Source organism: Thermosynechococcus sp. M3746_W2019_013 (assembly GCF_015296045.1).
Lineage (GTDB): Bacteria > Cyanobacteriota > Cyanobacteriia > Thermosynechococcales > Thermosynechococcaceae > Thermosynechococcus.
The window spans coordinates 15,538-41,996 of the sequence record NZ_DVDW01000045.1 but is presented as its reverse complement, the minus strand read 5'-3'; the positions used below and the strand labels follow the sequence as shown (position 1 = coordinate 41,996).

24 protein-coding genes and 1 tRNA gene are annotated in these 26,459 nt (G+C 54.6%); 14 read left to right on the top strand and 11 right to left on the bottom strand.

Going from position 1 to position 26,459, the window contains the following annotated elements; all coding sequences use genetic code 11:
- Window positions 1–191: 191 nt before the first annotated feature.
- The 4 genes from IGQ16_RS08315 (at window position 192) to IGQ16_RS08300 (ending at window position 5,105) form a co-directional block, all read left to right on the top strand.
- Window positions 192–1,244, top strand: coding sequence for a zinc-dependent dehydrogenase (locus tag IGQ16_RS08315; protein ID WP_297061015.1), 1,053 nt, complete (start codon window positions 192–194; stop codon window positions 1,242–1,244).
- Window positions 1,244–1,546 carry a DUF2499 domain-containing protein gene (locus IGQ16_RS08310; protein WP_041429011.1) on the top strand — a complete coding sequence of 101 codons (303 nt, stop codon included), beginning with the start codon at window positions 1,244–1,246 and terminating at the stop codon, window positions 1,544–1,546. Before IGQ16_RS08315 ends, IGQ16_RS08310 begins: the two co-directional genes overlap by 1 nt.
- A 197-nt stretch (window positions 1,547–1,743) precedes the next feature.
- Window positions 1,744–3,621 (top strand): sodium:proton antiporter, encoded by a 1,878-nt coding sequence (locus IGQ16_RS08305; protein ID WP_024124296.1) that lies wholly within the window; start codon window positions 1,744–1,746, stop codon window positions 3,619–3,621.
- Window positions 3,622–3,794: 173 nt separating this feature from the next.
- Window positions 3,795–5,105 carry an S-layer homology domain-containing protein gene (locus IGQ16_RS08300; protein ID WP_297061012.1) on the top strand — a complete coding sequence of 437 codons (1,311 nt, stop codon included), beginning with the start codon at window positions 3,795–3,797 and terminating at the stop codon, window positions 5,103–5,105.
- 3 nt (window positions 5,106–5,108) lie between these two features.
- Here IGQ16_RS08300 and IGQ16_RS08295 read toward each other — a convergent pair whose 3' ends face one another.
- On the bottom strand, window positions 5,109–6,497 hold the full coding sequence (locus tag IGQ16_RS08295; RefSeq protein WP_297061010.1) for an NAD-dependent malic enzyme: 1,389 nt from the start codon (window positions 6,495–6,497) through the stop codon (window positions 5,109–5,111).
- Between the two features lie 46 nt (window positions 6,498–6,543).
- Window positions 6,544–6,990, bottom strand: a complete 447-nt coding sequence (locus IGQ16_RS08290) for a hypothetical protein (RefSeq protein WP_297061008.1) — start codon at window positions 6,988–6,990, stop codon at window positions 6,544–6,546.
- A 447-nt stretch (window positions 6,991–7,437) separates the two neighbouring features.
- Here IGQ16_RS08290 and IGQ16_RS08285 point away from each other — a divergent pair, with 447 nt between their 5' ends.
- The 8 genes from IGQ16_RS08285 to IGQ16_RS08250 all read left to right on the top strand — a co-directional run bounded on the left by IGQ16_RS08285 (window position 7,438) and on the right by IGQ16_RS08250 (window position 15,878).
- Window positions 7,438–8,115: a hypothetical protein gene (locus IGQ16_RS08285; protein WP_297061006.1), complete on the top strand. Its 678-nt coding sequence runs from the start codon at window positions 7,438–7,440 to the stop codon at window positions 8,113–8,115.
- Window positions 8,116–8,360: 245 nt separating this feature from the next.
- Complete coding sequence (locus IGQ16_RS08280; protein ID WP_024124301.1) at window positions 8,361–8,633, top strand: RNA-binding protein; 273 nt, start codon at window positions 8,361–8,363, stop codon at window positions 8,631–8,633.
- 39 nt (window positions 8,634–8,672) lie between these two features.
- Window positions 8,673–9,224 (top strand): DUF3172 domain-containing protein, encoded by a 552-nt coding sequence (locus tag IGQ16_RS08275; protein ID WP_024124302.1) that lies wholly within the window; start codon window positions 8,673–8,675, stop codon window positions 9,222–9,224.
- Between the two features lie 18 nt (window positions 9,225–9,242).
- Complete coding sequence (locus IGQ16_RS08270) at window positions 9,243–10,037, top strand: MlaE family lipid ABC transporter permease subunit (protein WP_051372878.1); 795 nt, start codon at window positions 9,243–9,245, stop codon at window positions 10,035–10,037.
- Between the two features lie 11 nt (window positions 10,038–10,048).
- Window positions 10,049–10,429: a DUF1818 family protein gene (locus tag IGQ16_RS08265; protein WP_024124304.1), complete on the top strand. Its 381-nt coding sequence runs from the start codon at window positions 10,049–10,051 to the stop codon at window positions 10,427–10,429.
- A 30-nt stretch (window positions 10,430–10,459) separates the two neighbouring features.
- On the top strand, window positions 10,460–13,348 hold the full coding sequence (locus tag IGQ16_RS08260; protein ID WP_297061004.1) for a GAF domain-containing protein: 2,889 nt from the start codon (window positions 10,460–10,462) through the stop codon (window positions 13,346–13,348).
- Window positions 13,345–15,135 (top strand): ferrous iron transport protein B, encoded by a 1,791-nt coding sequence (gene feoB / locus IGQ16_RS08255; RefSeq protein WP_297061002.1) that lies wholly within the window; start codon window positions 13,345–13,347, stop codon window positions 15,133–15,135. The genes IGQ16_RS08260 and feoB overlap by 4 nt, the downstream gene beginning before the upstream one ends.
- Entirely contained in the window at window positions 15,126–15,878 is a 753-nt protein-coding gene (locus IGQ16_RS08250; RefSeq protein WP_024124307.1) for a precorrin-2 C(20)-methyltransferase, read from the top strand. Before feoB ends, IGQ16_RS08250 begins: the two co-directional genes overlap by 10 nt.
- Here IGQ16_RS08250 and IGQ16_RS08245 read toward each other — a convergent pair.
- The 9 genes from IGQ16_RS08245 to IGQ16_RS08205 form a co-directional block, all read right to left on the bottom strand.
- Complete coding sequence (locus IGQ16_RS08245) at window positions 15,864–16,319, bottom strand: NUDIX hydrolase (protein WP_297060999.1); 456 nt, start codon at window positions 16,317–16,319, stop codon at window positions 15,864–15,866. The genes IGQ16_RS08250 and IGQ16_RS08245 overlap by 15 nt on opposite strands.
- Window positions 16,316–16,786, bottom strand: coding sequence for a thioredoxin-dependent thiol peroxidase (gene bcp, locus IGQ16_RS08240; RefSeq protein WP_024124309.1), 471 nt, complete (start codon window positions 16,784–16,786; stop codon window positions 16,316–16,318). The genes IGQ16_RS08245 and bcp overlap by 4 nt, the downstream gene beginning before the upstream one ends.
- A gap of 80 nt (window positions 16,787–16,866) precedes the next feature.
- The gene (locus IGQ16_RS08235; protein ID WP_297060998.1) at window positions 16,867–17,985 is read right to left on the bottom strand and encodes a hypothetical protein; all 1,119 of its coding nucleotides are present in this window, start codon (window positions 17,983–17,985) and stop codon (window positions 16,867–16,869) included.
- Between the two features lie 3 nt (window positions 17,986–17,988).
- Window positions 17,989–19,287: a hypothetical protein gene (locus tag IGQ16_RS08230; RefSeq protein ID WP_297060996.1), complete on the bottom strand. Its 1,299-nt coding sequence runs from the start codon at window positions 19,285–19,287 to the stop codon at window positions 17,989–17,991.
- A gap of 128 nt (window positions 19,288–19,415) precedes the next feature.
- Entirely contained in the window at window positions 19,416–20,009 is a 594-nt protein-coding gene (locus IGQ16_RS08225) for a peroxiredoxin (protein ID WP_297060994.1), read from the bottom strand.
- Between the two features lie 16 nt (window positions 20,010–20,025).
- The gene (locus IGQ16_RS08220) at window positions 20,026–20,436 is read right to left on the bottom strand and encodes a hypothetical protein (RefSeq protein ID WP_297060993.1); all 411 of its coding nucleotides are present in this window, start codon (window positions 20,434–20,436) and stop codon (window positions 20,026–20,028) included.
- A gap of 31 nt (window positions 20,437–20,467) precedes the next feature.
- Window positions 20,468–21,256, bottom strand: a complete 789-nt coding sequence (locus tag IGQ16_RS08215) for a TlyA family RNA methyltransferase (protein ID WP_297060991.1) — start codon at window positions 21,254–21,256, stop codon at window positions 20,468–20,470.
- The gene (locus tag IGQ16_RS08210) at window positions 21,253–22,842 is read right to left on the bottom strand and encodes an ABC transporter substrate-binding protein (RefSeq protein ID WP_297060989.1); all 1,590 of its coding nucleotides are present in this window, start codon (window positions 22,840–22,842) and stop codon (window positions 21,253–21,255) included. The genes IGQ16_RS08215 and IGQ16_RS08210 overlap by 4 nt, the downstream gene beginning before the upstream one ends.
- A gap of 38 nt (window positions 22,843–22,880) precedes the next feature.
- Window positions 22,881–22,953 (bottom strand) — tRNA-His (locus IGQ16_RS08205).
- A 46-nt stretch (window positions 22,954–22,999) separates the two neighbouring features.
- On the opposite strand from IGQ16_RS08205, the gene IGQ16_RS08200 reads away from it, so the two are divergent.
- Complete coding sequence (locus IGQ16_RS08200) at window positions 23,000–23,383, top strand: DUF4359 domain-containing protein (protein WP_024124315.1); 384 nt, start codon at window positions 23,000–23,002, stop codon at window positions 23,381–23,383.
- Window positions 23,384–23,785: 402 nt separating this feature from the next.
- Window positions 23,786–26,368, top strand: coding sequence for an AAA-like domain-containing protein (locus IGQ16_RS08195; RefSeq protein WP_297060988.1), 2,583 nt, complete (start codon window positions 23,786–23,788; stop codon window positions 26,366–26,368).
- The last annotated feature ends 91 nt before the right edge of the window (window positions 26,369–26,459 follow it).

The window sequence follows — 26,459 nt, the reverse complement described above, 5'->3', positions numbered from 1 at the left end:
GTGCCTCTACCTCTGATGCCGTAAGGCGTTGAGCACAGCACAATGCAAGTCACCTCAGTTGAGTGTTGGTTTATCCGCAGCAAAAGCACCAGGGTTCTCCTTTGCGTGAAGTCAAAAAGCGATATCATCAAGACTTGCTCTCAGCGCAAGGGACAATTATCTTTAGGGGTGACGAGTTTGCAAAGGTCTCAATGAAAGCCCAAGTGTTCCGAGGGGTAAATCAACTCAGCTACGAAGAGATTCCGATTCCTGAAATTGCTGCTGATGAAGTATTAGTGCGGGTCAGGGTGGTTGGGTTGTGCCAATCGGACATCAAGAAAATTCGCTATCCCCTCTATGAGCCGCCCCGTATTTTTGGCCATGAAACAGTGGGTGAAATTGCCGCGGTGGGCGATGCGGTGACGGGTTGGCAAGTGGGTCAGCGGGTGGTGGTCATGCACCACATCCCCTGTATGCGCTGCGCCTACTGTTTGAACGAAAACTACTCCATGTGTCATGTTTATAAAACAGTAACGACAACGGCAGGCTTTATTCCCAGTGGTGGTGGCTTCGCTGAGTATGTGAAAGTGCCGGGACACATCGTGCAGCATGGGGGACTGATTCCCATTCCCGATCATATTAGCAATGAGGAAGCCAGCTTCATTGAACCCACCAACTGTTGTCTCAAGGCAGTGAAGAAAGCGGCGATCGCTCCCGGTCAAACGGTGTTGATTACGGGAGTAGGGCCTATTGGTCTGATGTTCATTATGTTGGTGAATCTCTTTGGAGCGCGGGCGATCGCCACCGATCTCCTACCCTCGCGGATTGCTAAAGCCAAAGAAGTGGGGGCTGCTGCTGCCTTTGATGCCCGCGATCCGGATCTGAGTGCCAAGGTGCAGGCCCTGACCCAAGGCTTGGGGGTAGATGTCAGTCTCTTGGCGGTCCCCAGTGAAAAAGCCTTTTGCCAAGCCCTAGAGTGTACGCGCAAGGGGGGCAAAATCCTGTTTTTTGCGGAGTTTCCCGATGAAGTGGAGATTCCCCTCAATCCCAACATTCTCTACCGGCGCGAGATTGACCTCATGGGGAGCTACAGTTCCTCCTATCGCTTGCAGTCCCTTGCCTGCGACATTATCTTTAACCGCCGTATTGACGTCAAAACCCTCGTCAGCGATCGCTATCCCTTGGCTCAACTAGCTGAGGCAGTGGAACGGGCAGTGCATCCCACCCCGGAAACTTACAAAATCCTCATCTATCCAGAGTCCTAATGCACGCTCTATCAATTCCCACGTGGATGGTGCATATTTCCAGTGTGCTGGAGTGGATGGCAGCCATTTGGTTTGTGGCACAACTGGATCGCCGCTGTCCAGAGCAAGGATGGCGATGGTTAGCCTGGGCAATGCTACCGGCTTTAGTGAGTGCCATGTGTGCCTGTACGTGGCATTACTTCGATAATGCAGTGACACTAGCTTGGTTGGTGGATTTGCAAGCCCTGCTCACATTCTTTGGCAACTGTACCCTCTGTGGTGCAGCGGCCTGGCTCTGGTGGCGATCCCAAAGCGCGCTGTAGCCCCTTTCTGGAGGCAAACCTTAGCAAAATTAACTGAAATTGGCAGTGCCCAAGGACTTCCAGTATCCTGTAATCAGGTTCCCCTGCCATGGGGTGTAACAAATGCAACGGTCCAGTATTGAACTTTGACATAAAACAAGGAGGAATGCTTGCCCGCCAGTCTAGCCCTAAACGCCTAAACCTCTGTGGAGGCTGCGATGGAAAGTAGTGCCGAACTCACCGCCTTGTTCGTGATCACAGTTGTTCTGGGCATTGGTGCCCAAGTGGCTGCTCACTGGCTACGGCTGCCCAGTATTGTCCTGTTGTTACTGGTAGGAATTCTCTCAGGGCCAAGTGGCTTGGGATGGGTTCATCCCGAAGTGTTAGGGGAGGGCATAGAAGTTTTGGTTCCCCTCTGTGTCGCACTCATTCTTTTTGAAGGGGGGCTGAGCTTAGATCTCAGTCGTGCCGACCAAGATATTACAGGTAGCCTGTGGAAGCTAGTGACGGTGGGGGGATTGATGACGTTTGTGGCTGGGGCAATGGCTGCCCACTGGATTGGTGAGTTCCCTTGGCAACTGGCGTTTCTCTATGCCTCCCTTGTGGTGGTGACGGGACCGACGGTTGTGGGTCCCCTGTTGCGCCAAGTGGGTGTTGAGCACAAGTTGGCGGTGATTCTGGAAGGGGAAGGTGTGCTCATTGACCCCATTGGTGCCATTCTGGCGGTCGTCGTGCTGAACGTAGTGCTCAATCAAGACCTCGGCATGGGGGCGATCGCCCTTGGTATTGGTCAGCGCTTGGCTGTAGGTGCCTTGATGGGGGGCATCGGCGGCTGGTTTCTCAGCCGTTTTCTGCGTCGCGCTTGGTTTCTCGCCGACGATCTCCGCAATTTACTGGTGCTGGCGGTTCTTTGGGGCTTGTTTTGGCTCTCGGATCAACTGGTGAGCGAGTCGGGTCTGATGATGGCGGTCGTTCTCGGCTTGGTACTGCGCTGGGGTGAAGTGCCGGGGGAGCGACTGCTGCGCCGCTTTAAGGGACAATTAAGTACCCTTTCAATTTCAGTGTTGTTTGTGCTCTTGGCTGCCGATCTGTCGATCGCGGGTCTGTTGGAGCTGGGTTGGTCGGGGGTGCTCACGGTTTTGTGTTTGATGTTGATCATTCGTCCCCTCGGCGTGGTTCTGTGCACCTGGGGCAGTGATCTCAGTTGGCAACAGAAGGCCTTCCTCAGTTGGATCGCTCCGCGGGGAATTGTGGCGGCCTCGGTGGCATCGCTCTTTGCCATTACCCTGACCAATGCTGGCATGAGTGGCGGGGATGCCATTAAGGGACAAGTCTTTCTAACGATCCTGATGACGGTGTTTGGCCAAGGCTTAACAGCGCGTTGGGTGGCCACTCAACTGCATGTCCGTGCCCAAGGGGCTTCAGGGGTGATGATTGCCGGTTGTACCCCCCTCGGTAGGCTGCTGGCGCGGATTTTGCGCGATCGCGGCGAAGAGGTAGTGATGATTGACACCGATCCAGAGGCGGTGGAGCAGGCTCGCCGTGACCACCTGCCCGTCTATCTCAGCAGTGGCCTTGACTTGAATATCTTGCAGGAGGCCGGCATTACCCAGTTGGGCACCTATTTGGCGGTTACCAGTAACACAGAGGTGAATGCCGTGTTGGCACAGCGCGTCCTCGAAGAATTTCACCCGCCACGGGTCCTGGCTGCCCTTGAGCTAGAGGATTGTCCCTTGGGGTTGAGTCCAGCCTTTGCCCTACAACTGTCGATCAAAAAATGGAATCAATATATCAACACGGAGGCAGTTCGTCTTGGGGAACTGGTCATTGAGGAGGAGCGATCGCAATTGCAACGCCAGCACCTTGACGCCTTGATACGCTCTGGAAAAGTGCTTCCCCTCCTGGTGGAACGGCCAGAGGGATTGCGGGTGGTGCGAGCCAATGAAGAGTGGCAAGTGGGCGATCGCCTGATTTACCTGCTCCACAGCCCCAAACCCCACACACTGCCGGCGGCCCTTATTTCTGGCTGGCAGATGAATACCCAAGTGGAATCAGTTCTTGTCCCCAGTGAAGCCCCTACCCCCAAAGGAACCTAATCTACAGCGCTGCGTCCATAGGAATCAGCAGAGTCGCCCCTTGGCCTGTTTTCCCTGTCAAAGCCGCTGAGGGGTCAACCCTCGCAGCTAAGTCTTTAATACCGTCTTACTTGGAGAGATTTGCAATGCAGAGCCTAGCACAGCGCAGCTTGGCCCTTCTGAGCTGCGGTTTAATGAGTTCTAGTACCCTTGCCCTTCTGGTCGCTGTTCCGGCTCAAGCCCAATCCCGTTTTACCGATACCCAAGGTATTTGGGCACAGGCCTGTATTGACCACCTTGCCAATCGCAACATTATCAGCGGCTATCCCGATGGCACATTTCGCCCCTTTGCGGCAGTCACGCGGGCTGAATACGCAGCTATGCTGGGGAAGGCGTTTCCCAATGCCCCAGTGGTACGCGCCCCCGGTACGTTTAACGATGTCCCCAGCACGTTTTGGGCAGCGAGTGCGATTCAAAACGCCACCCGTACCGGCTTTTTGAGTGGCTACCCCGGCAATGTTTTTCAGCCCAATCAAAATATTCCTCGCGTTCAGGCAATTGTTGCCCTTGCCAGCGGCTTGCAGTATCCCACACCGCCTTCTGTGGAGGGGGTCTTAGCCCAGTTCAATGATGCGGCTGCGATTCCCGCCTATGGACGAGCCGGTGTAGCTGCGGCTACAGCTAAACAGGTGGTGGTCAACTATCCCAATGTGCAAGTTTTTGGCCCTAATCAACTGGCCACCCGTGCCGATATTGCGGCATTCCTTTGTCAGGCAACCCGTGCCCCCGGTGCCCAAGCCCTTGTCCCAACACAATACATTGCGGGTGCAGTCACCACTTCACCCATTGCACTGCCGGCTGGTCAACAGATTCCGGCTCGTTTTCCCGATGCAGAGCGGATTGTTCTGAGTCCCAGTGAAACGCTTGCCCTGCGCTTGGTGACGGCTGCCGATGTCCGCGATAGTCGGGGTCGAGTCGTGATTCCCGTGGGCAGTGAAATTTTTGGCCAGATCCAGCCCGCCCAAGGAGGCTCCCAGTTTGTGGCGAATACAGTAGTGATCAATAACCGCCAGCTACCGATCGCCGCCAATTCCCAAATCATTCGCACCATTCGCGATGCCCGTGACCCCAACATTGGCAATGTCTTCCGCAATGCGGCCATTGGGTCAGCGGTGGCTGCTGGATTGTCTGGCCTGCTGGGCAATCAAAAGATTACCCCCTTGAAGGTCCTTACGGGAGCAGCAACGGGCGCAGCCATTGAAACCAATCAGGAGCGTCCGGCAACTTCAATTATTCGGGATACCCTAATTGGGGCAGCCCTTGCCACCGGTGCTTCGGCGGTGATTGGCGATCGCAAGATTACGCCCGAAAAAGTGATTACCGGTGCTGCCGCCGGTGCCACGATTGGGGGTGTGATTGATCCGGCCGTGCGGCAACTAGTGGTTGTTGATGCCAATACGGATTTGGGCCTGACCCTGACTCAGTCCTTTACTGTCCCGCAATAGAGACTAGGCACGCGCTAACCCCAGCGATCGCCCGCAGGCCTCCACTGCCTGGGCCACCGCCGCTGCCACCCGTGGATCAAACACCGAGGGAATAATATAGGCGGCCTGTAGTTCAGAGGGACTCACCAAGGCCGCAATCGCCTCCGCTGCCGCGAGGAACATCTCCTCGGTCATTCGCGGTGCCCGACAGGCAAGGGTACCCTTAAACACCCCCGGAAAGGCCAGCACATTGTTGATTTGATTCGGATAGTCACTGCGGCCGGTAGCCACCACCGCCACATGGTTAGAGATGAGTTCGGGTTGGATTTCCGGAACGGGATTGGCCATCGCAAAAACAATCGCTTCCTTGGCCATGCGCTGCACCATTTCCACGGTGAGGACGCCAGGGGCACTCAAGCCAATGAAAACATCGGCGTCCACAAGGGCATCGGCAAGGGTTCCTGTTTGGGCAACAGCAAATTCCTGTTGAGCAGGAGTTAGGTCTGCCTGCACCGAGAGAATCCCGCGGCGATTACATAAAACTAAGTCTTTGGCCCCAGCTTTGCGCAGGAGTCGTGCCACGGCAATCCCAGCTGCGCCTGCACCATTAATAACAATGCGCACCGTTTCTAAGGATTTACCCACCAATTGCAGGGCATTTTTGAGGGCAGCGAGGGTGACAATAGCAGTGCCATGCTGGTCATCGTGAAACACAGGGATATCCAATTCTTCCTGCAGACGGGCTTCTATCTCAAAGCAGCGGGGGGCACTAATATCCTCCAGGTTGATGCCCCCAAAGACAGGGGCAATCCGCTTCACAGTGGCAACGATTTCATCCACCTCTTGGGTGGCCAAGCAGATGGGAAACGCGTCCAAGCCAGCAAATTCTTGAAAGAGCATCGCTTTGCCCTCCATCACCGGTAGGGCAGCCTCTGGGCCGATATTGCCCAATCCCAACACAGCGCTCCCGTCACTGACAATGGCAATGGTATGGCTTTTAATCGTGAGTTTGTGAACCAAGTCTGGATCGTCAGCGATCGCCTGGGATACCCGACCCACACCCGGCGTATAGGCCATCGCCAGATCGTCATATCCTTGCAGAGGATGCTTGCTTTTAACGGTGATTTTGCCCCCCTCATGGAGGCGAAATGTGCGATCGCTCACCTCTAGCACTGTGGCTTGGGTGTCAGATTTGACAGCATTGACAATGGCCTCAGCATGATCGCGGCTGGCAGCCACCACCACCAGTTCCCGTAGGATTTTATTGGCGGTTTTCTCAATGAGCGTAATGGAATCCACTTGCCCGTGTTGCCCGCCAATGATCTGCAAAACAGTGCCCAATTCCGTCGGATCTAAGGAGGTCTCTAATCGCAGGGTCAGACTATAGGCAGGCGTCGGGGTTAGCTTAACCATCTAAAATTTAATGGCAAAAGGTACTGTCTGATGATAACACCTCTACCTAGCTTCCTGTGTGGGTGACAATGGGTAGTGGTTCGGCTGCGCAGGTGGCCAAAATGGCGCGATCGCTAGGGCTCAAGCGAGGCAAACTATAGAAACTGAGTAAATCAATTTCTGCTTGGTAGGGCTCTTCTTCATAGGTAGGCAGAACCGTCACCTGCAGCTGGCGATCGCCGACGGTACCCCGAAAACAATCAAAGGAGGAATTGGGCAGATAAAGCGCCCCGTAAACCTTACGATCTTGCACTGTAAAGACAATGTAACTACGACCTACTCGCTGCGGTTGGGGAGATTCACCAAAGAGGTAGAGTCCATTCGCCAACGGCAATTGATGTTGTCCTGCTAAAGGGAGTGTCGGTCCCGCGATCGCCAACCCACTGGCTGACCAAAGGGCAATAGCTCTCAGTAAAACCGACAGTGACCAGCTCAATCGTGCCAAGGCAGTCATTCTATTGTCCTACCTGAAACGAGAAGTGGCTTAAACCAGCATTCTGCGGTGTCAATCTAGGGCAGGGCAGTGAGGTAACGCTGATACTTTAGATCGTGACAGGTTTATCGCGGTCTGTGGGTGGAAGTATGCCAGCAGTGGCACAGGCACAAATTGACGGAATGCTCAGGAGTGACCATTTCATCGGGAACAAGAACAGGAACACAAGCGGCCATAGGAGCGTCTAGCACGTCAAAAGCTGCTAAAGCCGCCCACATCAAGGGTTTGCGTATTATTACCGATTATTGATTGCATCAGACCCTCCCCAATGTAGGGAGGGAGGAGGAGATGACTATGAAACTTTCGAGAAACACAAAACTTAACTTCATTGTTACTCTTCTTTTTATCACTTTTGGCGCAACACTTTCCCTAGCCCAAACGCCCTCGAAGCGAAAGGGGCCTCCGCCCATGTTTACCCCAAACGTCATCAACGACCGGACGCTGCCGAATAAACCCGAGATTGAGGGACCGGTTGCGCCGCCAGAGCTCGAAACCCCACCCTTTCTGAAATCACCTGTGCCGCCGCGTCAACCGGAGCCGCTACCCATACCCGATGAGATCGAGGAGCGCCAAGCCTCACCCGACTTGAAGAGTGCTCCCCAAAAGCCCTGTCCAAAGACCATTGTCCTCCAGGCGCCCCCGCCCCCGACCACCACGCCCTATGGCCCGGACTTCCCTAGCACACCCGGTCCGCAATGGATAGAGCCGAACTTCAACGGTACGACACCAAACCGCCAAGTGCGGCATACTTTCCAGTGGCAGGGCTGCAAAGAATGCTGCTGCGAGGTGCAAAAGGCTAAGCTAGTGGTCACCGTCAAGGCGCTACAGAATGGCCAATCGCACCAAAGCCCTGATGCAGGTAATGACAAGATCTCCCTCTGGAAAAACGGCAGTGTGTTGTACTGGCAGTACCTGTGGCCCAACACTGGGGTGAGTGCCGGCACGACAACAACCCTCACGATTCCGATTGCGCCCTCTTGGCTGAACGGCTACCGGCTGAGCTTCCTGGTTCAAGACGATACGGCGGTGCTAAATGCTAAGCTGGTCGTCACTGGCTGCTGTGTGAAGCCCAACATTCAACCATAATCCAAACCATAATCCACTTTTCCTAGGCGCCCTGAGGGCGCCTGTTTTTTTGCCTGAACTGCTGTAGTCAGCTATTACAGTTGACTGAGAGGGAAGGATTAATTTCTTTTTAATCTCCATATATTTTAAGTCCGATAGAAAACGTTAATTTTCTTTGCAAAGTCCTCGGTTGTGTAGCCTGGATCGCACAGAGAAATCAAGGCAAAAGGCTATCATGATTGTCAAATTGCGTCTGAGTTCGGGTTATGACACTGTACATCGGCAACCTCTCCTACGAGGCCACTGAAAACGATCTTCGCGAAGTTTTTGAAAAATATGGTGCCATTCGCCGGATTGTGTTGCCGGTGGATCGCGAAACCGGTAAGCGACGGGGCTTTGCTTTTGTTGAACTGGCAGATGAAACTCAGGAGGCCGTTGCCATTGATGATCTTGATGGTGCTACATGGCTAGGGCGAGTCCTGAAAGTGAACAAGGCCAAGCCAAAACAGGCGGGGGGGCAGGCAAACTCTTCCTTATAAGGGCATACTGGTAGGGAAGTGCTGTTCACTTTTGCTGCTATGCCTCGACGTTCGCCATCTCCACCGCGTCCCCGTCCCCAAACTCGTCGTCCGCCAGAGCCAGAATCCAAGTCAGCGGTGAACACCCGTACCTTGGCAATCTTAGGTGGCGTTTTCATTATTGGGGTTGGCGTTGGCGTCACCTTTAGCAAAACCACGACCCTTAACCCCGATAATGTGGCCTCGACGCAGTTTATTGATCAAGCAGCACCCAATCCCGATATTTGCGTGCAATTTGGTGCGAGCGCGATCGCGGTGGATACGCGGATTTTTGTGACCTTTAATCCCTTTTCAGTTTTTGTGTCCCAACCCTCTATGCAACCGGGCTGTGTTCTGCGGGCCAATAACGTTGCCCTCCTAGAACAGCGACAACTCATTACGGGTGAACAGTTGCGCAGTTGTCGCCAACGGCTGAATACCTTTGGCTATGTCGGCAACCTAGACGCCAAGCCTGAAATTAGCTGTGTCTATCAGAGCACAACGGATAAAAACCTCTTCCTCAAACTCTCAGGCTTGGGTAATGGTGCTGCGGGTGAAACCGGTAATTTCTAGGACGCAACCATGAAGGCGATGAAGTGGCCACGGCTACGCTGGCGTGCAAGTCAGGGTGTACAACGCTTGGGTACAGCCTTTCTCTTAGCGGGTCAAGTCACCTATCATTTGCTGCGGGGGCGGATTGCTCTGCGGAACTTGATTGAGCAAATGGCTTTGGTGGGGCCTGCTTCCCTCAGTGTTGCCCTGATTACAGCCGCTTTTGTGGGTATGGTGTTTACGATTCAGGTCGCCCGTGAATTTATTACCTTTGGTGCCACCTCTGCGGTAGGTGGGGTGCTGGCGATCGCCCTTGCACGGGAACTAGGGCCTGTGCTGACAGCAGTGGTGCTCGCCGGGCGGGTGGGCTCCGCCTTTGCGGCTGAAATTGGGACTATGAAAGTCACTGAGCAGATTGACGCCCTCTATATGTTAGGCACTGATCCCGTAGATTACTTGGTGGTGCCACGGTTTATTGCCTGTGTGCTCATGTTGCCAATTCTTAATATCTTAGCCCTGGTAACGGGCTTGTGGGGGGGCTTGATTATTGCTGATTATCTCTACGGTATTCCCCGGGCGATCTATATTGAGTCCATTCAGAACTTTCTGCAAACTTGGGATCTTTGGAGCTCAATTATCAAATCGGGCATTTTTGGTGGTGTGGTGGCCATCATTGGCTGCAATTGGGGCATTACAACCACAGGGGGCGCCAAGGGCGTCGGTCAATCCACCACGGCGGCGGTGGTGATCTCGCTCCTGGCCATTTTTATTCTCAACTTTTTCCTGTCTTGGGCACTCTTTGGCGGCAACAGTAGCCTCGTACCCCCGTTGTAGAGGGTTGGCCGATGGAACTGCGAGTCGGACAAGGCTGGCGGGTGGGCCGGCGCAGTGATCAACACTATGCAGGTCTAGTGGGGGCAGAGGATTGGGCCACCGAACTCACTGACAGCGAGTTTAGGGCATTTGTGGAGTTATTTCGCCAACTCCATGGGCAGCTGCAGGCGATCGCCCCGGAATTGATGCCCGAGGAAATGATTACCCTCAGTGGTAGCAACGACGCGGTGCACTTGGAATTGGAGGGCTATCCCCATGCCTATAGCCTGCATCTGATTGTGTTGGGCGATCGCCGTGTTGAGGGTACATGGCCTGCCCCTGTGCCCCCCGACTTTCTCCTTGCCTGCTGTGAACTCGAGCACAGGATTGCGAAGGAGCAAAGTTTACAATAGAAAACATCCTTCTCGGTTGCGATCGCCCCTATGACCTCTGCGAAATCCCCGAAGGTCAGCCCCCCCTTGGCGGCACTGGTCAACACCATCAAACAGTTACAACAGCAAGAGCAAATTGGGGGACTCATTGCTCCTTTGGTGAGCTTTGCCCAAGAAGCCCTTGGCATGTCCTTTCTTTGGTTGGGGCTGTACAATGAAGGCTCCAAACAACTCATTGGCCAAGGGGGCACAACGCCCCTCGGTGATCATCCCTTTCTCAAACAGAAACTGACCCTTGCTGCAGGCAGCCTTCTCGATCAGGTGTTGATGAACCGCAAGCCCATTAGTTTGCCCAGTCTCAAGGAAGAACCTCGCCTAGGAGAATTACGGGAAGCCGCTACCCGTTTGGGTATTGAAGGCACCGCTATCTATCCCATTGTCCGCCATCGTCAACCCCTTGGCATTCTTATAATTGGCTCCACCACATGGGGCGATACACTGCGGGGAGATGATTTGGCCCACATGAGCCTCCTAGTCAGTGCCCTGGGCCCGGAACTGGAACGCCTAACAGCGACCAAAGCAACGAAAGCGGTACCAGAAGCAAAGCAAGCGGCTGCTCCCACAATTACCAGTGATGACCCCATACGCCATCTGCTGCAGGAGGCCAGCCGTGCCAATAGCTTCGGCCAACGTATTGAAGCGCTGTTGCTGGCAGTACACCAATTTTCTCAACCTCAACGTACCAGCCTCTTTTGGCGAGATTTGGAGCAACCCCTCTATCGGCGGCGTAGTTACACTGTGGGTAAACCCCAGGGCCGCGAGAGCCAGCGGCAACCCCTAGCGATTACGCAGCAGGAGTTAGCCGGTTGTTATACTGCCTTTGCCAGTGGCCAAATCGTGAGCGTCAGCGATAGTCAAAGTGTCGTCAGTGCCACCGCACCCTTGCGGCTGATGCAAATGCTCAACTGCCGTGCCCTTCTGGCAACCCCGATTCTGGTGGGCACGGATGTCGTGGGCTTTCTCACATTCGAGCGCAATGAGCCTTACCCTTGGAACGACAACGAGAAGAAACTCCTGCAAGTCACCGCAGAGCTATTGGCCTTGGCAGCGCCCACTGAACGCCTGGAACATCTCTTGGCCCAAACCCGGCATGCCCAAAGCTTGGCGAGTGAGTTGGCTCAAGCCATCTGTGAGGAGCAGGACTGGAGGCGGGTGCTCCACCGGGCGGGCGAAAAGTTAGCGGCGGATCTAGGGGCGCAGTGGGTCTTTTTGCTGACCTATAACTCCCTGACCCAAGCCTTTGATGTCCTGTTTCAGTATCCCGCTCCCCGGGGGCGCGATCGCCATCCGCCCTTCCCGCCATTGCCAAAAATGGATTGGCAGCTTCTGGAAACAGCCACAACCGCCATTGCCCTTGAGGACTACAGCAATGAATTGCGCCTTTACTCTTGGAGGGAGGTTCTCAGCAAGCTGAATATCCAGTCCCTTCTGGTGGCAACCACCACCCCTGGCCATTCCTTGGAGGCGCTGCTGCTGGCGGGGCGCACTGAACCCACCGTTTGGGGCAAAAGTCAGCAAACTCTTGTGCAGGAGGTGGCTCGTATCCTTGGCCTGATTAGCCATCAGTGGCAACTGCAAAACACCAATACGCAGCAGGAGCAGGTACGATCGGCAATGTTGGCGGGGTTAAGGGCCCTGCAACGCACCCAAAACCTCGAGCGTCTTGAAATGACGGGCTTGCAGCAGCTCATGAATTTGATGCAGGTGCCCCTTGTGGCTTTAGTGACTTGGCGACCCGGTCAAACCGTTGGCTCAATTGTGGCACCGCCCCCCAGCCATCCCAAGTTTGCCATTCGCAACAACACTGAGATTGCTATCTACGAGGATCCCTTGATCCACAGTGCCCTGATGGCCTCCCAAGCCGACGTCAGTGGCAATCCCTACGCTTGGTTGATTCAAACCACGGCCGCTGAACTGGATCCCCGTACCCGTGAGTGGCTGTCAGGCCCAGACATGGGCCAGATTTTGGCGATCGCCCTGCGCACTGATCCAGAATATGAACCTTCGGGAGTGCTGATTGTTGCCGATCGCCGCGATCGCCTCTGGTCAACCTTGCACCTAGAGGCCTTCATTACCCTTGTCAACCATTTAGCTTGGGCACACCGCAGCACCTCCCTCATTCAGATGCTCACCCAAGGCTGGCAGACCCTTGAAACCCTCAACTGGTACAAACACCGTCGCCTTGAACAGGTCTATGGTCAACTCGCGAGTCTCTGCAATCAGTTGACGCAATGGGTTCAGCAGCACCCCGAGGCAGATTCACTGCTGCGGCGGTTGGGCACGCTCCTGCAAACCCAGCTGGAATCTCTCCATCCTCTCTTGAGCCATGAGGTGTGGCAACTGGACAAAGCCACCCAGACAGCCGGCCTAGCGGTAGTCCTCAAGCGAGTGATGGATCGCATTGAAAACTGGAAGCAGCGCAAACAACTGTGGATTCAAGTTCACAATCAACCTGTGCTCACCCTCAATGGTGACCTTAGCAAGCTGGAGTTAATCCTCTATGAATTGCTGCTTTTTGCCTGCCAGCGATCGCCCTCCCAAGGCCGCATTGACATTTGGTGCCAGCAAATGGAAGGTATGGGTCAGGGGGGGAAAATGGAGTCTTGGCTGGAACTCTCCATTACCGACAATGGGGAAGTGGAGCCACAGTTACTCATTAAACTGCACCAACTGGAGCATCTTGACTGGCTTGCTCCCTCTAGCCTTGATCAGCCCCCCGGGCGCCACCTCAAAATTTGCTGCCATCTTTGTCAACGCCTAGGCTACAGCCTCGACATGTATAAGTTAGAAGATGGCCGCTTCCTGAGTCGTCTGCTCATTCCCCTAAATAATGGCGACACGGGTACCTTCGAACTGCAATCTTCACAGCCACGCCAATGACCCCCAGCACGATCGCCCTTCTGGGGCTCCCCAACACTGGTAAATCGACATTTTTCAATCGCATTGCTGCTGCCCGTGCCCATGTGGGCAACTGGCCGGGGATTACCGTGGACTTAGCAGAAGCCGAGATTTTCCTCAATGGTGAGAGGGTTAAGCTGGTGGATTTACCGGGCATCTACGATCTGGCGGGGACAGCTGCCGATGAAACCATTGTGCGTGAGTTTTTCCAACGCGTGCCGGTGCGGTTGGTGTTAGTGATTCTCAATGCCAGTCAGATTCAGCATCAATTGGCCTTAGCCCTTCAGGTGAAGGCTTGGGGGCTACCCATGGTGGTGCTTTTGAATATGGCTGATGAAGCTCGGCAACTGGGGATTCAGATTAATACTGAGAAGTTGAGCGATCGCCTGGGGGTGCCCGTCGTTGCTCTCAGTGCCAAATACGGTGGTGGCTATTGGGAGGCCTACGAAACCATTTGCCATGCTCTCAAGGAAGCACCTATTCCCCAAAACCCGCTCCTCCAGCCAACGTTACCAGAGCTTGATTTGGGAGCGATCGCCCCCCTATTGGCGGACACCGTCACTTTCCCCAGTCGCACCGTTCGCAGACTAACCGAGCAATTGGATCACTGGTTGCTACACCCCCTGTGGGGATTGCCCCTCTTTTTTGGGGGGCTATACCTTGTCTTTCAAGGGGTGTGGGTACTGGGCCTAGGGCTTCAAGGCTGGCTCAGTGACACCTTTGAAGCCTTTCAGGCACAGGTGCTGGCGCCATTCTTCGCAGGGCTTCCCCCCTTGCTCAGCAGTTTGCTAATCGAGGGCATCTATGGCGGCATGACCACAGTGGCAGCGTTTGTGCCCTTAGTAACCATCTTCTTTATTGTGATGGCGATCGTCGAGGACAGTGGCTACCTGGCCCGTGCTGCTTATCTCATGGATGGCTTGATGGCACGCTTGGGTTTGGACGGCCGCAGTTTTGTTCTCAGCTTGATGGGCTTTGGCTGCAATGTGCCGGCCTTGATGGCCACCCGGATTATTCGCTCGCCGGGGCTGCGGCTGCTGACAATGCTGATCATTCCCTTTTCCCTCTGTTCAGCACGGCTACAGGTGTTTGTCTTTCTCATTGCCTGCTTGTTTCCACCGCAGTGGGGGGCAGCCGTCCTGCTGTCCCTCTATGGTTGGAGCATCCTTGCAGCCTTGTTCACTGCCCTCTGTTTTCAGGGCTATTTCCCGAATACGGATCCCTTTTTGCTGGAGTTGCCCCCCTATCGTTGGCCGACGGCACAACAGGTGCTCCTGCGGGCGTGGGGCGAGGTGCGGCACTTTCTCTCGCGGGCAACGGGCTTCATTATGATCGGTGTCTTAGGGGTGTGGGCATTGACCCATTTGCCCTTGAATGCAACGCCCGCCAGCCCAGAAACCTGGGCGGGCCAACTGGGAAGAGCGCTACAACCGCTTTTAGCACCGGCGGGCATTACCCCTGAACTGACGATCGCCCTCATTGTCGGTTTTGTGGCCAAGGAAATTGTCATTGGCGCGTTGGCAGTTATCTATCACCTTTCGGGTACCTCCCTACAGCAGGCGATCGCCCAGGACTTGACCCCGCTGCAGGCCTACAGCTTTATGCTTTTTACTCTCCTCTATACCCCCTGTCTCAGCACCCTTGCCACCCTCTGGAGTGAATCCAAACGCAAGCAGTTTACAATTTTTGCTATCCTCTATGCCTTGGTAATGGCGTGGGTCGTCAGTGGCAGTGTGTATCAGCTTGGGCACTGGTGGGGATGGGGCTAGTGACCACTCTTTGCGGCATTGGCATAGGACCTGGCGATCCCGAACTCATTACCCTTAAAGGTTGGCGACGCCTACAACAAGCAAGGGTGATTGCTTTTCCGGCGGGGCTACAGAAACGGCGTGGTATTGCCGAGGAGATTATTTCTCCCTACAAACAACCCCAGCAAATTTACCTTCCCCTCGAGTTCCCCTATGTTCTTGAGCAAGATATCTTAAAACGGGCATGGCAAAAGGCAGCCGATCAAGTCTATGCATACCTTGCTCAGGGCACTGATGTGGTCTTTGTGTCTGAGGGGGATGTTAGTTTCTACAGTACGTTTTCCTATCTAGCAGCAGCCGTCCAGAACCTTGACCCCCATATTGCCCTTGAGGTGATTCCGGGAGTTTGCTCCCCCTTGGCAGCAGCGGCCAGTTTAGGGGTGCCCCTCACCTTGGGGAGGGAGCGCCTAGCGATTTTGCCAGCGATGTACCACGGGGATGAGCTCCCACGGGTATGGGCATGGGCAGAGGTGGTGGTTTTAATGAAGGTGCGATCGGTGTATGGCTCCGTCTGGCATTGGCTCAAGGAACATAATCTCTTGGAACAGGCGGCAGTGGTGAGCTGGGCAACAACGCCCAAACAACAAATCTACACCCCCCTTACAAACTATCCAGAGTTAACCCTGCCCTACTTTTCGCTGCTCATTGTTTGGAAGCGGCGCCCAATCTTGGAGAATGTTCTCGAGTGCCTAGGTCAATCCTAGATGTCCACTCAAATAGTCCTGTAACTGTCGGGCATGGTCGTGGGCTAGATCGGCTAAAGGCAGGTCACTCAGGGGAAAAGCCTCTACTGCCCGCACTTCCTTGGCGTCCAACACCTGCGGCTCACCAACCACCCGGGCAGCGATCGCGATACACACGGCATGGACACGGGGATCTCGCTTCGGGTCAGAGTAAACCCCCACTAGGCCTTCAAAGCTCTGGAGGCGCAGCCCTGTTTCTTCTGCCAGTTCGCGGGCGCCCGTCTCAAGAATGGTTTCTCCCCAATCCATCATACCCCCGGGCAGCGACCATTGACCGGTATCGCGGCGTTGCACCAAAATCAGGCGATCGCCTGCGGTCAAGGCAATGACTGACACCGCCACAAAGGGATGCCGCCAGAATCCCTTCAGGAAAAAGCGTAGAACTCGCCAAAACCCACTCACCCTTGCAGCCGCTCCAGATCCGCTAGCACTTGCGCCACGTGGGCATCGGGTTTGACCCGCCGATAAATGGCGGCAATTTTACCCGTGGGATCGATGAGAAACGTATCCCGATAGACACCCAGATATTCCTTGCCCAGGAACTTTTTCGGGCCATAGCTGCCGTAGGCCTGGGCAACCTTGGCATCCCCATCTGCCAGCAGCCGAAAGGGCAAGTCGAGCTTTTGCTGGAATTTGGCGTGGGAGGCGACACTGTCGGGGCTGATGCCTAAGATAACGACGTTGCGATCGCCCAAAGTGGCACTAACCTCACGGTAGGCGCGGGCTTCTTTGGTGCAGCCAGGGGTATTGTCACGGGGATAGAAATAGAGAATCACCCACTGACCTTGAAAGTCAGCCAAACGCACCAGCTGACCAGTGGCATCCGCCAGTTCAAAGGGGGGAGCGATCGCCCCAGGGGTTAGGGACATCTTTGAGCAATTCCCAATGGTTGACCACTTCTATCTTCCCCTAGTTTGGCACCTGCTGAGGTGGCCAAGGGGAGTAGCCTCTAGCCCTTAGAGAAAAAGAGGCGAATCAATAGGTACAGCATGAGCTGGCGATAACGATAGAGCAGGAAGGCGATCGCCGGTGTCAGAACCACAAAAAAGCCGTAGAGACCGACCACGGTGGCTAAATCGGTGTGGAAAAAGTCGCGGGCAAGGCGAACAAAGTCGTGATCAATGCCCCCCTTACCCATGAGGTACATCTCCCGAAACACAGGATTAAACTGCAACTGCCAAGCAAAGCGCATATTAAAAAACACAATGAAAAACCCCAGCATACTGTAGAGGGGACGTTCAACGGGGTAGCGGCACCCCCAACCACTGAGGGCACGGTAGAGAAAAATCACGGCAAAAATCAGTTCAAAGCCATGCCCCATGGCCACAAAAAGCATTTCATGGATAGGACTAAAGGCCACAAGGCTGTAGAGCAGCGTCAAGACCCCAAGGCAAATAAGGGTAAGCCGATTTTGACGGTAGAAATAGGCCAAGGCCAGTAATCCTGCATAGATGAGCAGGACAAAACCCCCTGCGCGATCGCCATGGAGGGTGACGCCACCACCGTAGCGAAAATCAAAGGCCGGAACCGCTGGATAGCCAAAGAACCACGCCATCACTGCATGACCCAGCTCGTGAACCAGAGTCACCAGCGGACTGAGCAAAAATGTCACCTGCTCTGAAGCAAGGAGCAAAAGCGATAGACCCAACCCGGCTGCGATCACTTGCCCATCTTGGGTGCTGAGGGGTTGTACAGGAATGCCAAACTCCTCCCTGCGGGGAGGGGTGGGGAGCTGCTGACGCAGGTGCTCCCCCTTGGCAAGGCGCAGTAACTCATGGGGACGGGTCAGGTCAAGCACCGCTTCCCAGAGATCGTTGCTGTCTTGGGAGGCTGTGATCAGGAGACTACTGTGGGCATAGCTTGGCCAATGGATCAGTTCGCGAGCAAGTAGTGTTAGCACAATCGCAGCCGGGACAGCCGTTGGACACTGCAGGCGCAACAGGAGAGATTCTGGCTGCTGACCCACTGTGACCCCTATCCCCTGGGGGGCAAGGGCCGCTGCTAGGAGGGCTTGAATGGCCTCGAGATTCCCTGTGGCAGCTACTCGGCGTAGAGCAGAGCGGGTCATGATCTATTCCGATTCCAGGCGGCGTAACCACTCGCGATCAATGGCTTCCGATTGGGGGAGTTCCTGCTCCACTAAATCCTGATCTGAGCGATAAATGACATCCTGTTCACGGATTTGCCGCTGCTGGGCATAGGCTTGAGCGGCCCGTAATTTGGCACGCAACTGGGGTGTGGGATTGGCCAAGAGATTAGCGAAGTGGTAGCGGCGGGCATTGCGATCGCGAATGCGTTGATTTTGCCACAGTAACCAGTAGTACCGCCCCAAGGGAACCCCCAAAAAGCCAATGCCATAGCCAAGTAAAATCCAAAAGATCGAGGCAACAAAGGCCACCAGTCCCCCCAGCTCTTGGGCGATCGCCCCATCTCCCAGCAGGTACCACAGCATCAGTGCACCGATGAGATTGACACAGCCCAAGCCAATGGCCACCATAACTTGCCAAGCGGGCGCCCGACTAAAGCGCCAGAGCTGCTCCTCCAAGATGGGGGGAAGTGTCGGCTGTGGCCCTTGGCGAGTTTGCGCCGTCGTTTGTAACTCAGGAAAGCAATAGATAATTTGCCCTGTCTCTGTAACCTGCGGACGACCATTAAAGTGGGTGAGCACAGGCAGCATGTACCACTCATCGTCCCCCGGATTGGTTTCTAAATCGAGATAGGGGGCAATTTGCTCTGCCGTAACTGCCCCGCCATTGTTGCGAATGACCTGGCCAATCAGTTGCCAGCGGCGTTCTTCAAGGTCAGCATTGGGATTGCCATCGCCAAAGAGGAAGGAATAGACCCCCTCAAAGAAGCTCATTTCCTCGCCATTTTCCCTTGATGGGGAGCGCGATCGCTGGGGGAAAGGATCGCCAAAGAAATACCAAAAGTCAGGAAAGACCCAAAAATTGATGCCACCGCCCCCCCAAGAGCTGTCTTGGCCGCGATCGTCACCATCTCGCCCTTGACTGGAAAGGGCAATCAAAATGATGGCGATCGCCAGAAAAATCAGGACAATCGAAATAATGAGAAAAATGCCAAAGGAAATGCGAATGAGATAGAAAACTATGCCCCAAACCCGCTGCGCTACCGCCCGCAGGCGCAGTTGCCAGTATTTTGCTTGCAGGATACTGCGGAAATTTCTTGGGAAGACGTAGACAATATCGCCGCTTTCGGCCACTTGCAGCGTTCCCCCAACATCGGCAGCCAGGGCCATTAATCCTTTTTCGGCCGTTTGTAGCGGTAATCCCACTGTACCCGCCACATCCCCTGCGGTAACTCGGTACCCCAGTGTGTCTACAGCCTGCATCAGGCGGCGATCAACCGTCATGTTTGCCTCCCTATTCGGCAAAACCCCTCTTGTTCCACCCTAGCGTTTTCCCACGGGTCTTGGCGAAGCAAAAAAGAACCCACCTCAAGGGCAGGTTCCCAAGGAATCAGTCTAAGAAAGAGGGACCATTAGCCCACTGCTTCAAAATAGACCTTGGATTTGACGGGGTCAGGGTTCATCGTTTTGTCACCAGGTTGCCAGCCCGCAGGGCAGACTTCATCGGGGTGAGTTTGAACGTATTGAATCGCTTGGAGCACCCGCAGGGTCTCATCAACGCTGCGGCCAAAGGCCAAGTTATTGATTGTTGCGTGTTGGATAATCCCTTCTTTGTCAATGATGAACAGGCCGCGCAGGGCCACCCCTTCTTCGGTCAGCACATTGTAGGCAGTGCTGATTTCTTTTTTTAGGTCAGACACCAAGGGATATTTGAGATCGCCGACACCACCAGCTTTGCGATCGGTCTGTGTCCAAGCCAAGTGGGAGAACTGGCTATCCACAGACACGCCAAGGATTTCGGTGTTCAATTTGGCAAATTCATCGTAGCGATCGCTAAAGGCAACAATTTCCGTGGGGCAGACAAAGGTAAAGTCCAAGGGATAAAAGAAGAGAACAACGTACTTACCGCGATAGTCCGAGAGCTTGATGGTTTTGAACTCTTGGTCATAAACAGCAACCGCTTCAAAATCGGGGGCGGGTTGACCGACACGCAGACAGTCAGACATAGAAAACCTCGTACTCCTAACTAGGATAGGTTGAATAGGGCTGTTTACATTTTTTAACAGCTATGCCTAATATATCATACTCATAACGGTTTTGATTATGAAATAGTTGATCGCTGCCACCGCCGCTCAAGGAAGCGGCAGAGCCGTGACAGGGGAAAGAGAGGGCAAAATAGAACATTGCCCCCAAAATATAAACAAAGAGCTTCTGCTGCGGATTTGTCATGGAATTGGCAAACGCGCTCGTCATATTTTGCAGTTCGGGCACCCCAATCCCCACCAAAAGAGGGCCGTCCTGTATCAGCGTCATGAAGTTATTGGTAAAGGGGGCAGGATAATCAAAATGGCTTGGGGAAGAATAATTGCCATAGGGTTTGCCGACCCGAGAGACCGAGGCTGAGGCTGGCTTCCGTTTGTCCAACGGTGCCACCTGCTGCCTTCTCAGAAAACCGTCATTTTTGTCAGGAGGATGATACCATCTTGTTTTCCAGGACACCATTCGCACCACCGGAAAAGTAGGCAAGGAATTCCTGATTGCCCGCAGGCCCCAAAATCGGCGAGGGAGTGACACCGTAGCACTGCCACCCCAAAGCTGCGGCTGCGGTTATCACCTGATCCACCGCTTCTTGACGCGCCTTGGCATCGCGCACTACACCCTTTTTGCCGAGGCGATCGCGCCCCACCTCAAATTGCGGCTTAATTAGAGCAATAAGCTCTCGCGGCGGCCGCAGTAATTCCCATAGGGCCGGCAACACTTTAGTTAAGGAAATAAAAGAGACATCCACCACCCCCAGATCGGGTCGGGGTCCATCGTCGGTGTACAGATCAGCGGGGGTTAGGTAACGCAGGTTAGTGCGTTCCCTGAGAATAAGGCGCCGGTCCTGGCGCAGTTTCCAATCCACTTGGCCATAGCCCACATCAATGCCATAGACCAATTGGGCTCCCGCTTGCAGCAGACAATCCGTAAAGCCGCCTGTGGAAATACCGCCATCCAAACACACGCGATCGCGCACCACCACCGGAAAGACCCCCAGGGCATGGGCAAGCTTTTCACCCCCCCGCGAAACATAGGCGGGTTTTGCTTTCAGCTGAATTGTGGCATCCACAGCCACCAGCGTCCCCGGCTTATCAATGGGAATATGGTTGACTTGAACTTCGCCAGCACGAATCCAGCGTTGTGCCTGTTGGCGGCTCTCACATAGATGCCGCTCCACAAGAAGACTATCCAAGCGTTGCTTTCGGGGAGTCATTGATTCTTCCGCAGGGGGGCAAAGGCAAAGAGCTGGTTGACATCAAGGGTTAACCCCTGCAACTGGGGTTGGGCAAAGAGGGTGGTTTGACTCTGCCACAGGGGCAAAAAGGCCACGGCCTCAGCATTGAGTTCCTGAAGCTGACGCAAGAGGGCGCCGCGGCGTTGGGGATTGGCCTCACGGCGACTGGCAACAATGAGAGCATTGGCCTCAGGACTGTAGAAAAACGACCCCCACGCAGCACTGGCACCCCTTTCACAGCCGGTGGCTACGGAACCGCGATCGCAACTCAGGAAGGGTTCAAGGTAGTTATCGGCATCGTAGAAATCACCGTACCAGTCGAGCAAGACCAAGGGATAGGCTCCACTTTCTAAATTGCGGTAGATCGTGGCGGAATCGGCACTGTCTAGTTGCACCTGAACGCGATCGCCCAAATCCCGCTCTAGGGAGGCTTTCAGAACCGTTGCCGCCAAGACATTACTGGGAACATTGGCACGGTACCAAAGGTTCACCACCAAGGGCTGCTGCGGTGAAATAGTCGTGTTCTGCAACCAGTGCTCTATTTGGCTAGAATCGCCGTCTCCATAGCGATCGCGAAAGACGGGCTCACTCACAGGAAATAAACTCGGCACTAAGGAGTACAGGGGTTCTGCTTCCCCCAAAAAGACTCGTTCTACGAGGCGCTGACGATTGACACTCGCAGCCAAAACCTGCCGCGCCGCCAATTGATCCCAAGGGGGTTGGCGCACATTGATGCTCAGGACGGTCACAGCGTTGCCTGCCCCCGTAATTACCTGCCAGTGCTTCGTTGGCGCTTGCCTCTTGAGGGCGCGAATTTGATTGGGATCGAGAGCACCGATCGCCACATCCACTGCCCCCGTGCGAAAGGCATTGTAGAGATTGGCACTACTGGAGAAAATTTGCACACGAATGCCAGCATTTTCGGGTTTGGTGCCCCAATAGTCAGCAAAGGGTTCAAGGCGCACCCCATCCGTCCTGTAGGCCGCTAGGCGGTAAGGGCCTGTGCCCACAAATTGGGTCGGCAAGAAGCGATTGCCCGCTGCGCCATAGGCCGTAGGAGAAACAGCACACAAACCACTAAAGGCCAACAAATGGGGAAGAGCCCCAAAGGGTTCCTTAAGGCGAATTTCCAGCAAGTCCTCGGCGATCGCCTTAATTTCTTTGACTCGTCCTGCGAGCAGGGAGGCGGGCTGGCCACCACTATTCATAAATCGCTGCAGGGAAAAGGCCATGGCCGCAGCATTAAAGGGCGTCCCATCGTGGAAGTAAACCCCCCGCCGAAGGGGAATGCGGTAGGTGAGGCCATCTTCGCTAACTTCGGGTAAGGCAGTGGCCAGTTGGGGAATGAGGTCTTTGCCTTTGTAGGTATAGAGGCGATCGCCCAAATTGAACAGAAGCAGGCCCGCCAAGTTTTCGTAGGCATCAGCGGGGTCGAGGGTGCGCAGGCGAGCCGTGGTGCCAATGACAAGACTGTGATCCCCTTGGCGCGACCCCTCACCGCCACAGGCAACCAGCAGCAGGCTCAGCAACAGTACAAGACATCCCCACAGTAGCCGTTGTGCCACAGACACACCCGCTCGGTACATTATCCACTAGAATAAAGGGCGAGCGATGGGACTCGAACCCACGAATGGTGGAACCACAATCCACTGCCTTAACCACTTGGCTACGCTCGCCATGCTTCCTAAGCTAGTTTTCTAGCATAGCATAGAGAATTCTCCCATGAAAGTGCCTCTCCTTTCCCAAATCAGGGCACGCCCTCTCTGGTGCAGCGGTGGTGCCTTCTTGCTGTTGGGGATTATTGCGGCCTGCCTCACCAATCCCACCCCTGCCGACTATCAACGCCATACCGCAACGGAAATCAATACCTTCCTTCTGACTCAGGTGTGCCCAGAGATCATCAATCGCAATAGCGGCATAGCTATGGTGGCTTTGGAAGTCTGTGACCAACTCGAATCCCGCCCAGCAGAAGAGATTGAACGTTACATCGCCTACAACACCCAAGCCTATAACCTTGGCGTTGCCACCCTCTTTGTAACTGAACTGCCCATTCAAACCATCTGGAGCCTCGGCCTTTTTGGTCAAATTATTCCGCTAAGGCTATAAAGGCTGCTTTCCCCTAGTGGCAGGTGTAAAATGCAAGAATCCAGCGCCCAAGGTACCGAGCTAGTTCTTTGAGAAATTTGAGGAAATACTGTCCCCAGGGCGATCGCTCAAGGGAGGCCTTTGAGTTTTCCCGGCCCATGCCATTGGGAGTGTGGGCTGTTTCCTACTGAGCCTCGTCGTCAGTCTATTCATGATCCTGCGGTAGCGGCATCGAGTCCTTTTATCTCCTCTTTTGCAATGTCTGGTTTTGCAATGTCTGGGAGTGCAAGGGTGGTTTTCCTATCTCCTGTGCGGCATGCGATCCTTAGCGCCAAATACCCCATGGGGGCACTCTGATGGTGGAGCGGGGAAGGGCTGTGCCAAGATATATCAACAAGGAGACGCCGGTAAAAAACAATTATCATGATTGGGAAAACCCTTGGCGGGCGCTATAAACTCATTCGAGTCTTGGGAGCTGGGAATTTTGGCCAAACGTTTCTGGCAGAGGATGTTCATCGGCCTATTCGGGCCAAGTGTGTTGTTAAATACCTGCGCCCTGCCCGTAGGGATGCGGCCTTTCTCCCCTTGGCGCGATCGCTCTTTCAGCGCGAGGCACAAATTCTAGAGCGGCTGGGCACTCATGACCAAATCCCCCGCCTCCTTGCCTACTTTGAGGAGGACAACGAGTTTTACCTTGTCCAAGACTTCGTTGAGGGTCAAGTCCTACGGCAGGAATTGTTGCCGGGCTGTGCGTGGTCAGAGGCACGGGTGATTGAGCTGCTCCAAGATGCCCTCGGAGTTCTCAGCTTTGTGCATGAATGTGGTGTCATCCACCGTGATGTTAAACCCGATAACTTAATTCGTCGCCAATTGGATCACCGCTTGGTCCTCATTGATTTTGGTGCTGTGAAGGAAATGGGGGTCTCCATTGGCGGTGGTACCTTAGTGGGAGATGCGAATCCGCAGACGATCGCCATTGGCACACCGGGGTATATGGCACCAGAGCAAGCCCAAGGACGGCCCCGCCCGGCCAGCGATCTCTATTCCTTGGGAATGGTGGCTGTACAGGCATTAACGGGGTTGAGTCCCCTGCAACTCACCCAAAACCCCTACGGCTGTTGGTGTTGGCAAGCCACTGAACCGGTGAGCGATCGCCTAGTGCAGTTTGTCAATAAGCTCATTCACCCTTCTCCCTATGAACGCTTTGCTACGGCTGCCGATGCCCTTGCCAGTCTGCAACAGGTAGAGGTGCCCAAATCTTTTTGGTTTCGCCTTGGCAAATTTCTCAGAACTCCCGTTCAAGACCTCTGGCGATCGCCAAAGGCAGGTGAGGCGCCACCCCGTCCACTACCCCCTGTTTCCACGCTACCCCCCAAAGCCACCGAACCCAAACCGCTGTCCTCACCACCGGCAGCCACCGCCGCCTTTCCCAACCAAGGTCGCCGTATTTTTATCAGTCACTCCAGTCACGGCACCGATTTGCAATTGGCAAGTGCGCTCCAAGAGGCCTTGCAAAAGGCGGGTCACCAACCCTTTATGGCTAGCCAAAGTATCCGTCTCGGGGAAGCATGGGCACAGCGGATTGATCAGGAGCTCAAACAGTGTGATTTTTTTGTTCTGTTGCTCTCGCAAACGGCAGCTCAAAGTGAAATGGTGCTCGAGGAAGTCCGCACCGTCAAACAGTTGCAAGCCCACCGGGGCGATCGCCGTCCCTTTATCTTGCCTGTGCGGGTCAATTTTCCGCTGGATATGCCCTTGAACTATGAGTTGCGGGGCTACCTGCATCGACTGCAACAGCGCTTCTGGCGATCGCCAGCGGATACCGACACCCTGCTGCAAGAAATTCTCGACTTGGTGAATGCGACCACGGCCCCTGTGGCCACCAGTAGCGATGCCCCCCAAGAAACCATTGCTGAACCCGATCAAAAGAATACATTCGTTGGTGATAGTGCCCCTGTTCCCGTGGCTGAGCCAGAACTGCCGGAAGGGCAAGTGGAAGTGGCCTCGGCGTTTTATATTGAGCGGCCTCCTATTGAGCAGCGTTGTCGGGAAACCCTCTTGCAACCCGGCTCCCTGATTCGCATCAAAGCTCCCCGCCAAATGGGCAAAACCTCACTCATGGCACGGCTGCTCTACCGTGCCACCCAAGAGGGCTATGGCACTGTTCCTCTCAGTTTCCAACTGGCGGATGCCCAAGTCTTCAGTGATTTGGAAAAACTACTGCGTTGGCTCTGTGCCAGTGTTGGACGGCGCCTAGGGCTAGAAAACCGCCTCAATGAGTATTGGGATGACATTTTTGGCAGTAAATATAACTGCACTGCCTATTTTGAGGAGTATCTCTTACCCAATTGCCAGAAACCGGGGACACAATTTGAGGGTCGCCCCCTTGTTCTCGGCCTAGACGAAGTGGATCGGGTGTTTGAATATCCGGAAGTGGCCAGTGATTTCTTTGGCCTGTTGCGGGCATGGCATGAGGAGGGCAAAAACCGCGATATTTGGCGCAATCTCCGTCTAATTGTGGTGCATGGCACCGAGGTTTACATTCCCCTGGATATTAACCAATCTCCCTTTAACGTTGGCTTAGCCGTTGATCTGCCGGAATTCACCCAAGCACAAATTGCTGAGTTGTGCCGCCTTCACGGCCTGAGTCTCTCAGAAGAGCAGCTTCAAGACCTTCAGCACTTGGTGGGGGGGCATCCCTACCTGATTCGTCTGAGTCTTTATCATCTCGCCCGCCAAGACCTCACATGGCAGGAGCTAATGGCCAATGCAGCCTCAGAAACGGGGTTATATCGAGATCACCTGCGGCGACAGTGGTGGCATCTCCAGCAGCAAAAAGACCTGGTACCCGCCTTTAGGAAGATTCTGCAAGCAGACAACGGCGGTGTTGTTGATAGCACTATTGGCTTTAAGCTCCACAGTTTGGGACTGATTACCCTAGAGGGGAATTTGGCTAAGGTGCGCTGTGATCTTTACCGCCGCTATTTTGGCGATCGCCTGCATTAGGCCCCCCAAAGATTGGCCAGCCAGGCGGCGGTTGTGTGAGCAACAACTCCCTTGCTAAGCTAAAGGGAGAGGGGTTCGGTTATCCGCCAAT

Coding starts and splice junctions, on each gene's coding strand:
- IGQ16_RS08265 (WP_024124304.1), top strand. CDS start 10,049: ATGGAACTGCGAGTCGGACAAGGCTGGCGGGTGGGCCGGCGCAGTGAT.
- IGQ16_RS08260 (WP_297061004.1), top strand. CDS start 10,460: ATGACCTCTGCGAAATCCCCGAAGGTCAGCCCCCCCTTGGCGGCACTG.
- IGQ16_RS08280 (WP_024124301.1), top strand. CDS start 8,361: ATGACACTGTACATCGGCAACCTCTCCTACGAGGCCACTGAAAACGAT.
- IGQ16_RS08230 (WP_297060996.1), bottom strand. CDS start 19,287: ATGACGGTTGATCGCCGCCTGATGCAGGCTGTAGACACACTGGGGTAC.
- IGQ16_RS08225 (WP_297060994.1), bottom strand. CDS start 20,009: ATGTCTGACTGTCTGCGTGTCGGTCAACCCGCCCCCGATTTTGAAGCG.
- feoB (WP_297061002.1), top strand. CDS start 13,345: ATGACCCCCAGCACGATCGCCCTTCTGGGGCTCCCCAACACTGGTAAA.
- IGQ16_RS08195 (WP_297060988.1), top strand. CDS start 23,786: ATGATTGGGAAAACCCTTGGCGGGCGCTATAAACTCATTCGAGTCTTG.
- IGQ16_RS08310 (WP_041429011.1), top strand. CDS start 1,244: ATGCACGCTCTATCAATTCCCACGTGGATGGTGCATATTTCCAGTGTG.
- IGQ16_RS08290 (WP_297061008.1), bottom strand. CDS start 6,990: ATGACTGCCTTGGCACGATTGAGCTGGTCACTGTCGGTTTTACTGAGA.
- IGQ16_RS08270 (WP_051372878.1), top strand. CDS start 9,243: ATGAAGTGGCCACGGCTACGCTGGCGTGCAAGTCAGGGTGTACAACGC.
- IGQ16_RS08235 (WP_297060998.1), bottom strand. CDS start 17,985: ATGACCCGCTCTGCTCTACGCCGAGTAGCTGCCACAGGGAATCTCGAG.
- IGQ16_RS08305 (WP_024124296.1), top strand. CDS start 1,744: ATGGAAAGTAGTGCCGAACTCACCGCCTTGTTCGTGATCACAGTTGTT.
- IGQ16_RS08275 (WP_024124302.1), top strand. CDS start 8,673: ATGCCTCGACGTTCGCCATCTCCACCGCGTCCCCGTCCCCAAACTCGT.
- IGQ16_RS08215 (WP_297060991.1), bottom strand. CDS start 21,256: ATGACTCCCCGAAAGCAACGCTTGGATAGTCTTCTTGTGGAGCGGCAT.
- IGQ16_RS08200 (WP_024124315.1), top strand. CDS start 23,000: ATGAAAGTGCCTCTCCTTTCCCAAATCAGGGCACGCCCTCTCTGGTGC.
- IGQ16_RS08250 (WP_024124307.1), top strand. CDS start 15,126: ATGGGGCTAGTGACCACTCTTTGCGGCATTGGCATAGGACCTGGCGAT.
- IGQ16_RS08315 (WP_297061015.1), top strand. CDS start 192: ATGAAAGCCCAAGTGTTCCGAGGGGTAAATCAACTCAGCTACGAAGAG.
- IGQ16_RS08285 (WP_297061006.1), top strand. CDS start 7,438: ATGTTTACCCCAAACGTCATCAACGACCGGACGCTGCCGAATAAACCC.
- IGQ16_RS08295 (WP_297061010.1), bottom strand. CDS start 6,497: ATGGTTAAGCTAACCCCGACGCCTGCCTATAGTCTGACCCTGCGATTA.
- bcp (WP_024124309.1), bottom strand. CDS start 16,786: ATGTCCCTAACCCCTGGGGCGATCGCTCCCCCCTTTGAACTGGCGGAT.
- IGQ16_RS08300 (WP_297061012.1), top strand. CDS start 3,795: ATGAGTTCTAGTACCCTTGCCCTTCTGGTCGCTGTTCCGGCTCAAGCC.